Raw genomic sequence first — 12,962 nt, forward strand, 5'->3', positions numbered from 1 at the left:
AGGCAAGGCGGTCTTCCTGCGTTTTATATTATTTAGAGCTATACTCGGCAAACAGCGCCTGAAATTCCTCGATAGGGTCAAGCACACGGTACACGTGTTCCTCTCCCGGGAAAGCCCCCGCCTTGACATCGGCGATATAGGCCTTAAAAGCATTCGTCTCGACCTCGGCGACATTGGCGTACTTTTTCACGAACTTAGGCGTAAAGGCTTCGAATTTGCCTAGCAAATCGGCGCTAATCAGGAGCTGCCCGTCGCAGCGGCCGGCCCCAATGGAATATACAGGAATGCTAAGCAAGCGCGCCAAAAACGCAGTTACTTCCGGGGGCACCGCCTCAACTAAGATGCACAGCGCACCCGCGGCTTCTACGGCCAACGCGTCTTCAATCACGGCGCGCGCGCCTTTAATGTCGCGCCCTTGCGCCTTGTGCCCGCCAAGTTGCCCGGAGCTCTGCGGCGTAAGCCCAATATGCCCCATTACTACTATACCGGCCTCGTTAATGGCCCTAATGCGGCTGGCGACGCGCACGCCGCCCTCGAGCTTAATGCAGTCTACCTCGGCCTCTTTCAAAAAGCGTCCGGCGTTGCGCACTGCGTCCTCGTCCGAAACTTGGTAAGACATAAACGGCATGTCGCCAATGACAAACGTGTTTGGCGCGCCGCGGCGCACCGCCTGGCAATGGCGAATGCAGTCTTCCATCGTCACCGGGACGGTGCCGTGGTAGCCGAGCACCACCATACCTAGCGAATCGCCGACTAGAATCATGTCCATGCCTGCTTTCTCGGCAAAAGACGCTGTGGGAAAATCGTAGGCCGTGACCCAGGCGGCTTGTTCGCCGCTCTTCTTCATCTTGTGCAAGTCGAGAATGGTTTTTTTCTTGGGCACGTAGCTCACCTCCTAATAGCGGTGCAGATTGCGCGCGGCGATAAAGGACAGACCTTTCTCGGTTAGAGCACGGGCAGTGCCGTTGACGGCGGCGTGTTTGTCGAGGTAGTTTTGTTCGAGTTTAGCCATTTCGCCTGAGGCCTCGACCTCGGACTTGTTGCGGAAGTAATCTAGGATATCTGAGGGGTGCTCGCGGGTAAGCTCGACTTCAGGGTCGCCGCCTTCGTGCTTGGCGGCTACATTCGGCACGGTCATAGCCAGCGCGAGCAGCTCCTCGCGCCGGTTATAGGGCTGGCGCACGATGCTCTTGTAGGCCTCGGTAATATGGTGCTCAAGCCGCACATTGCCCTCTAGCCCTAAAGCTTTACGCACATAGGAGCTCTCTTCAATCGTGTGGTTATTGACGGAGTTGCCTAGATTAAAGCCGGCAAGCGGCGTGGTGCCGTCCTCACGCGCCATCAGGCGAGCCATAAGCAGCGTCCACAAGACGGAGTAAGGATTGTCGTTGCCCATAAACACAGAAATCTTAAAGGTAATGTTAATGCCCATCTTGTAGAGCATGTAGCCCAGAAAAACGGTGCCCGGGTTAATATTGAGCACCTGGCTGATGCCGTAATTGGTGTAATAGTAGAGGCACTCGTCGACCCACTTTAAGGCGTAATCGTTTGGCTGACCGATGCCGCCAAAGTAGCCGGTAATAGTGCTCGGGCCGCCTAAATGCACGTTTGAGCCGTCTGTGCCTTTGGTGTCGAGCGTTTCCACATAGCTTGCGCCGACAATCTGCATGGCGGCGGCGATAGCTAACGTATCGCCTTGGTCGGCTTCCTGTTCCTTCATCTTGCGCACGCGTATGTAGCGTCCAGGCATAATCTCTTGCCGCGCGATAGCTTGCTTGGCCTCGGCAATCAGCCACGGGAAGTACTGCAGCGCGCTAATCTCGAGCGTAACCGCGCGCCCTTCGTCAAAGTACATACGGTCGGCTTTTTCGCCAAGGACCTGGCGGCGGTAAGCCGAGAGCGGCACAAACGCCCCTTTGTCGCGCTCGCGCATCAGCCACTCTAAGTCGTCGCGGTAGGGGGAGCCCATGTTCTCTAGTCGCTGCAGCAGGTTAGGCAGGAGCTTTGCCTGCTCGGCCCGGGCGTTAATTTCCTGCGGCGTGCCGTACTTATGCACTACCCGCGTGAGGGCGTTAATGAGTCTGTTGTCAGGCTGGGCAAGAAACTCGGAAACCTCGGCAAAAGCTTGTTGGTCGATGCGAAAAATGTCGTTCTTCAATGGGGGACCTCCTTACGTTGACTAGTAAAATGTGAGGGGTCGTTGGCTCCTAGCTCCTGGCTCCTGGTGGGGAAGTGCCCAGTGCCTAGTGCCTAGTGCTCAGTAGAGGGTGGTCGCAATGACACGACCGTGTCTTTCTGCTTTCCGCTTTCCGCTAGGGGCTGGACGCCGTAAGCCGTATGCTGTACGCCGTAGAGTGCAGAGTCCTCTACTGGGCACTGAGCACTGAGCACTGAGCACCTTTCCTATACCAGGAGCTAGCAGATGGCAGCCCCTACGGCTCACAGCTCAAAGCTCACAGCTCAAAGCCGCCTACGCTCCTACCGCGTGGCTGGTGTCGGCGCTGTAGCAGTAGACCCTGTCCTTACCTGCCTGTTTGGCGGCATACATGGCGGTATCCGCGGCGCGAAGCAGCCCTTCGGCGTTAATAGCGTCCTGCGGATATGAGGCAATCCCTGCGCTGGCGGTAACTCTAACGGTCGCTACTCCCACGCGATACTCAAGTTCTCGTATGGCCTGCAGGATGCGCGTTGCAATCGTCCGGGCTTCTTCCGACAGAGTGTTGGGCAGCAACACCGCGAACTCGTCTCCACCGTAACGCGCCACAATGTCGCCAGCACGTACGCTGTCACGGATAACTTCGCCGAGGCGACAGATATGCTCATCACCCGCGAGATGCCCAAAGCGGTCATTGATGTGCTTTAGGCTATCGGAGTCTATCATCGCTAGGGACACAGAGCCTGACTGCTCTGCTGCTAGTGCTACTAGTCGCGTGATGGACTCGTGCAGGGAACGTGCATTGGCAAGACCGGTCATGCCGTCGGTCATAGCGAGCTTCAGCGTGCGCTCATAGAGCTGGGCGTTGTCTAGTGCGATGGCCGCTTGGTTGGCGATAGTGGACAAGAGCTGCACGTGCTCGTCTGTAAACGCTTCGGTCTGGTAACTCTGCGCGGATAGCGCGCCAATCACTTGTTCCTGCAGCATGATGGGCACTACCAATACGCTTTGTACAACCCGCTCGGGGTTGCCGTACATCTGCACTCCGGGTATGTTGCGGCTGTCTTGATTGTACAGAACAGGGGCTTTACTCAAAATGGCACGCGATGTTGGGCCTTGGTTGATGGCGAAAGTGACCGGAGGCTGTCTTTCCCCGTCGTCGTAGGCATAGAGCATCTCAACCTCTTGGCGCTCTTCATGGTACAGGGCCACAAAAAATGCACCTGCATCCATAACACGGTTTGTTTCTGCGTACATGGCGTCAAACAAATCTTCGAGTGACAGATTTGCGGCAAAGCGCCGCCCAAGCTCGTTGAGCAGCTTAAGATAGCTCGTCTGCTTGCGCTGTACTTCTAGCGCCCGGCTCTTGATTAAGGCCGTAGTTACACTTCTGGCAACATACTCAAGCGTGCGCAAAGCCGTACGGTAACGACGCCTAGGACCGCGCAGAGCGACTGCTAAGGCCCCGCTACCTGCTTCATCCGCGGAAAACCCGACTGTGAGTACGTTATATGGCGCACTGTAAGACGCAGTCGCCTGTGTTGTCTTGCCGACTTCGCGCAAGTGCCCCATAAGCTGCATCGGCCAAGTGCCGACGGTACAGTGCTCCTCTTTCTCGCCGGCGATAACCCAGGCCGCACCCACGGCAGAAGGTAACTTCATCAGCTGTTGCAGTGCAGAATCCAACACCTCATGACCGGCACCAACGGCTGCGGCTATACCGACGCTCGACTCCATCACCCGACGTAGGCTCCTCAGTTCGCGGCGCAAAATATGCTGCCTGCCGTGGGCCGTGCGTACCTGCCGCCAGATGGTAAGTGCTAAGGCCTGCACTATGTAAGCCCCGGTTGCCGTTGCGGTGAGCTTAGCCGCAAGCAAGCCCCACTCAGGATACGAGGCTCTGGCTAGCCAAAGCAAAATTGCCGACGGAAGTGCGTACATGGCCAACACAACCGCGGCTCCCGAAAGGCCGTAGTACCCCGCAGCCACTAGCGTACTGATGACAACCACGGTGTCTACGCCGAGCGAAGGCGCGTCTATAACCCAGACGGCCAACAACGCCCCCGCAAGAATAGCTATGGCTCCTAGGGGAACATGGCGAAAGAACCCCTCACGCCTCTTTTGCACCACCACTACCACCCCATTTATTGGGATATTACTATGGAGCCTATACTCGCTTCACCAGTGCCCCAAGCTCAGCCAACTTAAGGTCTAGTCTCTCGTATCCGCGGTCCATGTGGTCGATGCCATGTACTAATGTCTCGCCCTCCGCCACCATACCCGCAAGCACCAACGACGCGCTGGCTCTAAGGTCACTACCTCTTACCTCCGCGCTTGTTAGGCACTCCACACCTTCGATTATCGCGCTGCGTCCTTCGATACGCACGCGTGCGCCCATCTTAGTGAGTTCTTCTAGGTGCTTAAAGCGTTCGTCCCAAATTGTCTCGGTAACAATGCTTGTCCCATCAGCAACAGCTAGCAAAGTGCTCATCGGAGCCTGAAAATCGGTAAAAAAACCAGGATACGGCAGAGTCTTTACGTTCACAGCAGAAGGCCTAAGCGAACCGATGACGCGCACAGCATCCTCTCCTGCCACGACAACAGCACCCGTTTCCCTGAGCTTGGCAATAACCGCATCAAGGTGCATGGGGATAACGTTGTTTAGAGTGACGTCTCCGCCTGTCAGGGCGGCGGCAATCATGAGTGTAGCTGCTTCGCTCTGGTCTGGGATAATGCTGTGACGACACCCATGCAATCGCTTTACCCCTTGGATGCGGATTGTTTCCGTGCCGGGGCCAAAGACGCGCGCGCCCATGGCGTTAAGCATATTGGAAAGGTCGATAATCCACGGCGCCTGGTAGGCGTTAACGATTGTCGTCTGGCCTTCTGTGAGCACGGCGCCGAGCATAATGTTTATAGTAGCCCCCACACTGGCCACGTCCATGTACACGGAGTTGCCGGAAAGCTTGCGGGCGGAAAGCTTGACTGCGCCGTGCTCTATATGTGCGTCAGCACCTAGCGCGCGAAAGCCTTTCAGGTGCTGGTCAATCGGGCGCGGCCCAATGTCGTCGCCACCCGGCAAAGCCCCCTCGGCACGGTTAAAGCGCGCGAGCATGACGCCAAGCAGATAGTATGAAGCGCGCAGTTTGCGCATCAGTTCCGGCCTTGGCACGCCGTACGACAGGCCGCGCGGGTCTACCGTCACAACGCCGTTATCGAAAGTAGCCCGCACACCTAAGCCGCAAAGAATCTCACAGTAGACCCGTACGTCGCTTAAGTCGGGCACATTCTCTATCGTCACCGGTTCGTCGGCCAACAAGGCCGCCGGGATGGCCGCTAAGGCCACATATTTGGAACCATTCACATTTACTTCGCCGCGCAAACGTGTTTTTCCTGTTACCAATGCACTTGCCATCAAATCGCCTCGTCCTCTTCTATGCCCTTTATTATCCTAGAGTGGTGACTCGGTGTCAACCGAATTGAGGCGCATGTTGTCGCTTGTGGCTTGTGGGACGAAGGGGCCACCAAGCGCCAGCCGCCAGCCGCCGGCTTTGAGCAGTGAGCCGTAGGGGCACCTAGCTGCTGGCTCCTAGCTCCTAGTAGAGGGGAGGTGCTCAGTGCCCAGTGCCCAGTGCTCAGCGCCCAGTAGAGGACGCTGAAGTCTACGGCGTACAGCATACGGCATACGGCTTACAGCGGAAGGCGGAAAGCGGAAAGCCACTGTCGTGGCACTGCGACCCCTCTCTACTGAGCACTAGGCACTGGGCACTGGGCACTCCCCCTTGCTAATTGCCTCCGGCACTGCTATTATGGAGCTGACCACGAGGGGAGTAGCTTACTTGCGTCAGTCGTCATCACGTGCCATTCTTGGCACCGGCTGCGCACAAGGGTTACCTTGAAGCAAGACCTCTGTTCGCTTAGCGGGCAGAGGTTTTTGTCTGCGGTTAAACGGTGTGGAGGTGTTTTAGCTTGAGCGATCAACTCGTAGCTATTCTGGTTTTTGCCGTTACATTTCTTTTGTTTATTCTAAACCGCGATCGGGCGCTCTTTTATGTATGGGGCGGTAGCCTAGTGCTCCTCGCGCTCGGGGTTATAACTGCTCATGACGCTTGGCAGGCCATTAACTGGAACGTGCTCGGCATCTTCTTTGGCACGATGATTCTTGCCGAGTTATTCGTCCTATCGCAAGCCCCGGCTTATCTAGCCGCAAAAATGGTAAATGCAGCAGGGAGTGCTGCAGTTGCCCTCTTAGCCATCGTGGCTTTTGCCGGCGTTCTTTCCGCCTTTATCGAAAATGTAGCCACGGTCTTTATTGCCGCTCCTCTGGCCTTTGAAACGGCAAAGCGAGTTAAGGTCTCCCCCGTACCGGTGCTCATAGCGGTCGCTATCGCCTCAAACCTGCAAGGCGTAGCTACCATGATTGGCGACTCGCCTAGTATGTTGCTGGCGACAGCCGCGCGCATGACCTTTGCGGACTTCTTCTGGATGCAAGGGAGGCCCGGCATTTTCTTCGCCGTGCAGCTTGGAGCCATCGCGGCCGGCGCCATTATGTTCTTGTTCTTTCGCGGTGCGGAGGGCAGAGTCGGCAAGAAGACGCCGCCTAAAGTCACTTCTTGGACGCCGGCACTACTTATTGTCTTGCTCGTACTTACGCTCGCAGCATCATCCTTTATCCCCGAGCGTCCGGATGCGCTACCGGGCCTCATTACGGCCTCATTTGGCGTAGTAGCCCTCCTCTGGAACTCCCGCCGGGAGCTGTTTGCCATGGAGCTGACTAAACTAGACTGGCAGACATTCTTTTTGCTCGCCGGCTTATTTGTGCTGATAAGTGGGCTTAGCGTGTCAGGCGTCGTGGCTACCGTTGCGGACTACATGAGTGCTTTTGCCGGACACTCGGTACTTACCGCCTTCGTGCTGATTGTGCTAGTCTCGGTGGCCGTCTCCGCCTTTGTCGACAACATCCCTTACACGATTGCCATGCTCCCGGTTGTCGGTCTATTAGCCGAACGCATGGGGGTTAGTCCCCTGCCACTTCTGTTTGCCCTCGTGCTAAGCACAAGTCTTGGCGGCAATATTACGCCCATTGGCGCGTCGGCGAACGTCGTGGCCGTGGGCATGCTTAAGCGCCATGGCTACAAAGTATCTTTCTTTGAGTTCTTTAGAATCGGCTTCCCCGTCACGGTAGCCGCCGTAACCTTAGGCACGCTGTTTATTTGGTTTGTCTGGATGTAGGCCACAGCTTACTCCCTGCGCACTGCAAACAGCCGCATCAGCATACTGGTATCTTTGAGTCGGGCCTTAGTATCTACGCTTACGGTCATTTGCCGGTAATGCTCGCTCCAACGCGGCTCTAGGTGACTCCATGTTCGCGGTTGGTTGCGGTAAATCATGTTGCCGACACCTAGGCTATCGCTCCCTATCTCCTGCATTAGCGCAAAGAGCTCTGTTACTTGGGCTGTAACGTATTGCTCCACAACCTCAAGTATCGGCTGCGGCCCTGCTTGGCGCAAGTCGTACCCGGCGCGTGTCTCGGTGAGGCTCGCGTCAATCTCTATTTTTACCTGTAGCGCTACAGGCCCTTGCGGCGATGCCTCGGGCTTCAATTGCGCCCGAAAGCGCAAAAACTGCAAAGCCATCGCCCCGCCCGGCGCGGTAGGGTGCGCAATCGACAGGGCGCCCTGTGTCACATCGCCTGAGAGCAAGGTAAGTGCCTGCGTCTGAAACACATCTAAGTCATGCACCCACCTGTCGCGCACAAACAGCGCGGTGCGCCCGATAGTCACCTCCATCAGCTGCTGCCCCTGTTGACCCGTGCCATCCGCGGGTTGATGGTCGGCAGCTTCTAAGCGTAAGGGGGCCAGGTCCAAGATAGGTAGCGCTATCTCTCCCCCAAGCCCCGAAAGCGTGTTAACTGCATCGTAGAGCGTGACCACGCGCCCTAATGGGAGGCGCCGCATATTCGCCAACAATTCTAAGACGTCCGCCCCCGGCGCCCTCCCTACGCCGGAGCGAGCGCGGAGCACTTCCTGCGCACTGCCCGCCGCAACCAATACTGGCACCGAGCCGCGAATCGTTATCTTCCCATGGAGCCCCCCTAACACTGCCCCAATCCCTGCCCGCGCCATTTCTTCGCCAAATACCACGAAGCCTAAGTGCATCAGGAAAGGTTCCCGCCGAATGTGCGCCGACAGCAGCAGCATAGCCTCGGTCACCGTAGCCGCCTCGACGCTCAAGACGCGCAAACTAGTCGCACCGGCTGGGCCTGCGTCAGCGCCAACTGCCTGGGGAGGAACTATCTGTGCGGACAGCCTAATTGTCCCGGGCAGCGTGCCGACGTCAAGACCAAGACCTGTGACCGGGGCCACTTCAGTGATTTCGTGTAAATCCCAACAGCCTGTCAGTGCAAGGCAGGCCAGACTAATGGCGACGAGCAACGCGAGCCGACGCAGGTATTTTCGCCTCCTTCCTGCCTCTTAGATAGGCAAACAGACAGACGAGGGGCAAGAAAGCGTACATTAACATGAAGAAGGTATTGTCCACCCGGCTAATAGAGGCGACAAGCTCTGTAAAGCTACCGGGCAGAGCAGAGATGACAAGAAACAACACCCCCACCGCGAGGCCCCGAAATGGTTGCCTAAAGCCACCATAGATGCCGCGCAAGCTTTCCGAGACTAGGACAAACGCTGCAGTCACTTTGACATACGAGAAGATAGCCCACATCGGATAGAGAAGCCCCTCTAGTCCTTGGAGAAAGAACCCGATGTGTATGACCTGCGTCAGTTCCACCGTCGGATAGACGAAGCTTTCGGTGACGGAGCGCCCGAGCACCCCCAGAGTAAGCACAACCGTCAAGGAAAGCAGCAAACCGGCCACTGTTATCGCTAGAGCGGCTAACCAGTGCAGGTTCTTGCGCGTATTAACGTACACGCAGGCGAACAGGGCAAACAAAATGCCCTCCATGACCCACGGCAGGGCGAGCAGCGACGCGTGGGCAATGCGTATGGGCGCTTCGGCGAAGAGAGGCAACAGGTTTTCGACGCGCACTACACTTAGGGCAATAAGAATGTAGATGGCAATGACAGGTGTGCTAAAGAGCAGCAAAAGCTCGAGCGTGCGCATAAAGACCTCGACACCTCTTAGGTCAGTAAGGACAACGAGCAGCAAAAGGGCCACATTAAGTACTACTTGTGGCGTGTCAGGCAAAGCTGTAGCCTGCGTAACCATGCCGCTCTGGGCTAGGAGCAAACCGCCCAACCAGGCCCAGATAAAGCCTAAGTATAGGAGAAACAACCGCCCGAGCCAGGGGCCTAGCCAAGCATGCACAGCCTGCCCGAAGTCACCTACCGGAGCACGCGCAACCAACCACATCGCGCTAAATACCCACGGCAGAGCCACGGCAAAAGCCAGGAGTACGGAAAGCCAGCCCGCGGCCCCCGCCAAGGGCACTACCACTGCCGCCACAGGGAAGAAAACTGTCCCAATCGTCACCAAGAGAATGGCCGCAGCGGCGTGAAAAGGGTTGAGACGGGCGTCAAGCATCGCCGCCAGGCCTCCTCTTAGACAGACTTGGAGTTTTGCCCATGCGCCGCGTATTCTCGGACTGCAGAGTAGGGCGCAGTGGCTGCCACTGCATAGGCGCGCGCACGAACACGTCTAGGGCGCCGCGCCAAGCGAAGGGCGAGAGCGGATACATATAAGGGTACCCAAAGGAGCGAAAGGACGAGACCTGCAGCGCCAGCAAGATAATGCTCCAAGTTGCGCCAAAAAGGCCTAAGGCACTACAAAAGACCAGGACTACGTACTTTATTACGCGTAGCGGACCAAGCAACGCCGGCGAAGGTTGCGTGAACGTAGCCAGACCGGTCAGGGAGACAATAATAACTTTGCCCGGACTGACAAACCCGGCTTGTACAGCGGCTTGTCCAAGGATAATGCCCCCTACTATGCCTAGCGCCTGCCCGACGCGCATAGGCATACGTGTGCTCGCCTCGACGATGATGTCAAAGGCAATGAGTAGCACAATCATCTCTACAACTGTCGGGAGAGGCACGCCTTCTCGCGCTGCCTGAATGGAGCGAAATAGAGCCGGCGGCAGAATGGCGTGGTGAAAGCCGACTGCGGCCACCCACAGGCCGGGTAGGAAAGCAGCAATGATGGTGCCTAGCAGCCTTACGCCACGCAGAAAAGTGGCCACCGCCGGGCGCTCATAGTAGTCCTCTGCCGACTGCAGCGCTTCCGGCGCAAATGACGGGATAATAAGTGCGCCCGGGTCGCCATCAACAATAACAATAACTCGCCCTTCCAGGAGGGCGGCCACGGCTCTAGGCGGACGCTCCGTATTGCGCAGAAGTGGCAAGATGGCTAGCGGCGTATCGCAGATAAGGTCGCCTAAGGAGCGCGCGTATAAGTGGTCGATATCTAGCCGCTCGATGCGTTGCAGAACTTCTTCCACAAGCTTGTCATTCACGATGCCGGCGACATAAAGCACTGCTACCCCTGTAGACGAAACTCGTCCCACGTTTAGGAGCTTGTGCTTCAAGTTAGGACTAGAGAGGCGCTTGCGGAGTAGTGCCAAGTTGGTGTCTAGCGATTCGGAAAAGCTGTCGTGCGGGCCGATTAAAACGTCTTCGGAGGCCGCGCGCTCGATGTTGCGCTCGGCAACTTTTGTTGCGTCAAGGATTAGACCCTCGCGGTAACCGTCGCACACCAGGACTGCCTGCCCGCCGGCAATAGCTTGTGCAAGCTCTAGCGCGGCTCGCGCCATATTGTACCCCGGAACCTCGACTACCGCTTGCGCAAGCACAGCCGGTTCGAGTGGGCATTCGTACCTTTGGATAGGGCGGATAACGCCTTGGCTAAGGAGCGTGACGTCCACCATGTTCGCAAAGTAGAAGAGCGCCGCGCGGTGATGCCCACGCGAGTAAAGTAGACGCCACTCTAAGTCGCCCTCCGTGCCGATGAGGCGCTTTAGCGTTTCACAGTCCTCGTCGAGGTTCCCCGTAAGCTCCCCCGGTATAGCCTTACGCGCGTGGCAAACCAAAGGGCGCGGCTTTCTAAGCAGATTCCGCGCTTTTCTGGCCAACGGCGGTCACCTCCCCTCCCCCTAGAGGTTAGTGTATCTTTTTGGTGGGAGGGTTATCCACGCGTCTAGTGCTCAGTGCCTAGTGCCCAGTGCTCAGCATAGACGGGGCGCTCCTGGCTGCTGACTCCCAGCACCGCCACGACACCATTCTACTAGGCACTGAGCACTAGGCACTGGGCACCTCCCCTCTACCAGGAGCTAGGAGCCAGGAGCCGACAACCCTCACGTCTCCATTCGTGAAATTCTTCTCATGTCATGTGCAATAAATAACTAAAGATGGAGCAGTAGCTTGTCGCGTCCTTGGCAAAGTCGTAATTTTAAGATTATACTTTATCGCGAATTTGTGATATTATTATCATTAGAGGAGGTGCGCCGGTGTCATATTTCCATTCCGTACGTCTTGACGCGGAGCGCTGCAAGGGCTGCACGAACTGCATTAAGCTCTGCCCTACCGAGGCGATTCGCGTGCGCGACGGCAAGGCCGTCATTATGGAAGAGCGCTGCATCGACTGCGGCGAGTGCATCCGCGTGTGCCCAAACAACGCCAAGAGCGCCTACAGCGACGGGCTGCAAAAACTGCAGCACTTCGCTTACCGCATCGCTTTGCCTGCACCCTCCCTCTACGGGCAGTTTAGGCAGGATATCACCGCTAGGCAACTGCAGAGCGCGCTTCGTTTAATAGGCTTTGACGATGTTTTTGAGGTTGGCCAAGCGGCAGATTATATCACCTGTGCCCTGCGCAGTTTCCTGCGCGACAACCCGGAACGGACTTGGATTTCGTCAAGCTGCCCCGCTATCGTGCGCCTAATTCAAGTGAAGTTCCCCGAGCTCTTGCCCCAACTTATGCCGCTCGACACGCCCATGGAGCTAGCCGCACAGCTTGCCAAGCAGCGCGCTTACGCTAAGTGGGGCCCGCGCGCGCAAGTGGGGGCGTTTTTTATCACACCCTGCCCGGCCAAGACGACTGCGGTGCATCAGCCCGAAGGCAACCCGTCTCATGTAGACGGCACCATCTCCATTAGCGAAGCGTATGGTGCTTTGCTTAAGGTGCTGCCTGCCGCGGACGACACATTGCCTGCCCACATGGGGCGCTTCGGAGCGGGCTGGGCACTGCCGGGTGGCGAGACTATTGCCCTGGGTAAGACTCGTTCCCTGGCCGCAAACGGCGTGCGCGATGTGTCGCACCTGTTTGAGGAGCTTGAACTTGGGCACGTTGACGGCATTGACTTTATCGAAGCGCAAGCCTGCCCGGGCGGGTGCCTTGGCGGGCCCTTGACGGTAGCCAATTACTTTGTGTCTAGGGTGCGCTTAGAGCGACTGCTGCCCCACCTCCCCTTGGTCGCCACCGAGGATTGTGCGCACATCACACCGCTTATCTCATTCACGCAGCCGCTGCGCCCCCGCCCTATTTTGCCGCTTGACAGCGACGTTTCTGCCGCTATTCGCCTGTTAGAACACCTAGAAGAACTTCTGCAGGGGCTACCACAGCTAGACTGCGGAGCCTGCGGTGCGCCAAGTTGCCGCGCACTCGCCGAGGACATAGTACGTGGGCTTGCCACCGAGACTGACTGCGTCATTAAGCTGCGGGATAAAGTTAAGCGACTGGCCTTAGAAATGGTGGACTTGGCCACCAAACTACCGCCCGCCATGGGCAGAGAGGGATAGTATATGCCAGACCATTATCGACGCCCTAGACCTCAAGGTGCTCACTCCCCTAAAGTCGCC

Annotated in this window: 9 protein-coding genes; 2 read left to right on the plus strand and 7 right to left on the minus strand. The window is 57.2% G+C overall.

From position 1 onward, the window contains the following. Positions 1 to 28: 28 nt before the first annotated feature. From panB to murA, 4 genes are all read right to left on the minus strand, one after another. Positions 29 to 847 carry a 3-methyl-2-oxobutanoate hydroxymethyltransferase gene (gene panB / locus KGZ66_09160; protein ID MBS3985754.1) on the minus strand — a complete coding sequence of 273 codons (819 nt, stop codon included), beginning with the start codon at positions 845 to 847 and terminating at the stop codon, positions 29 to 31. 48 nt (positions 848 to 895) lie between these two features. Beyond that, complete coding sequence (locus KGZ66_09165; protein ID MBS3985755.1) at positions 896 to 2,158, minus strand: hypothetical protein; 1,263 nt, start codon at positions 2,156 to 2,158, stop codon at positions 896 to 898. A 312-nt stretch (positions 2,159 to 2,470) separates the two neighbouring features. Next, positions 2,471 to 4,282: a GGDEF domain-containing protein gene (locus KGZ66_09170; GenBank protein ID MBS3985756.1), complete on the minus strand. Its 1,812-nt coding sequence runs from the start codon at positions 4,280 to 4,282 to the stop codon at positions 2,471 to 2,473. A 40-nt stretch (positions 4,283 to 4,322) separates the two neighbouring features. Then, the gene (gene murA / locus KGZ66_09175; protein ID MBS3985757.1) at positions 4,323 to 5,570 is read right to left on the minus strand and encodes a UDP-N-acetylglucosamine 1-carboxyvinyltransferase; all 1,248 of its coding nucleotides are present in this window, start codon (positions 5,568 to 5,570) and stop codon (positions 4,323 to 4,325) included. A 554-nt stretch (positions 5,571 to 6,124) separates the two neighbouring features. Here murA and KGZ66_09180 point away from each other — a divergent pair. Continuing rightward, the gene (locus KGZ66_09180) at positions 6,125 to 7,387 is read left to right on the plus strand and encodes an anion permease (GenBank protein ID MBS3985758.1); all 1,263 of its coding nucleotides are present in this window, start codon (positions 6,125 to 6,127) and stop codon (positions 7,385 to 7,387) included. Between the two features lie 8 nt (positions 7,388 to 7,395). Here the strand turns inward: KGZ66_09180 and KGZ66_09185 are convergent, their stop codons facing one another. From KGZ66_09185 to KGZ66_09195, 3 genes are read right to left on the minus strand one after another with little or no spacing between them, the layout of a single operon-like run. Then, complete coding sequence (locus tag KGZ66_09185) at positions 7,396 to 8,589, minus strand: Ger(x)C family spore germination protein (GenBank protein ID MBS3985759.1); 1,194 nt, start codon at positions 8,587 to 8,589, stop codon at positions 7,396 to 7,398. After that, on the minus strand, positions 8,573 to 9,694 hold the full coding sequence (locus KGZ66_09190) for a GerAB/ArcD/ProY family transporter (protein MBS3985760.1): 1,122 nt from the start codon (positions 9,692 to 9,694) through the stop codon (positions 8,573 to 8,575). Before KGZ66_09190 ends, KGZ66_09185 begins: the two co-directional genes overlap by 17 nt. Beyond that, entirely contained in the window at positions 9,687 to 11,237 is a 1,551-nt protein-coding gene (locus tag KGZ66_09195; GenBank protein MBS3985761.1) for a spore germination protein, read from the minus strand. Before KGZ66_09195 ends, KGZ66_09190 begins: the two co-directional genes overlap by 8 nt. Before the next feature lie 375 nt (positions 11,238 to 11,612). Here KGZ66_09195 and KGZ66_09200 point away from each other — a divergent pair, with 375 nt between their 5' ends. Next, positions 11,613 to 12,902 carry a 4Fe-4S binding protein gene (locus KGZ66_09200; protein ID MBS3985762.1) on the plus strand — a complete coding sequence of 430 codons (1,290 nt, stop codon included), beginning with the start codon at positions 11,613 to 11,615 and terminating at the stop codon, positions 12,900 to 12,902. The last annotated feature ends 60 nt before the right edge of the window (positions 12,903 to 12,962 follow it).

This window comes from Selenomonadales bacterium, assembly GCA_018335585.1.
Classification (GTDB): domain Bacteria; phylum Bacillota; class UBA994; order UBA994; family UBA994; genus UBA994.

What these genes read in the sequence shown, in the direction of transcription:
- KGZ66_09190 (MBS3985760.1), bottom strand. Translation starts at nt 9,694, where the DNA reads ATGCTTGACGCCCGTCTCAACCCTTTTCACGCCGCTGCGGCCATTCTC.
- panB (MBS3985754.1), bottom strand. Translation starts at nt 847, where the DNA reads ATGAAGAAGAGCGGCGAACAAGCCGCCTGGGTCACGGCCTACGATTTT.
- murA (MBS3985757.1), bottom strand. Translation starts at nt 5,570, where the DNA reads ATGGCAAGTGCATTGGTAACAGGAAAAACACGTTTGCGCGGCGAAGTA.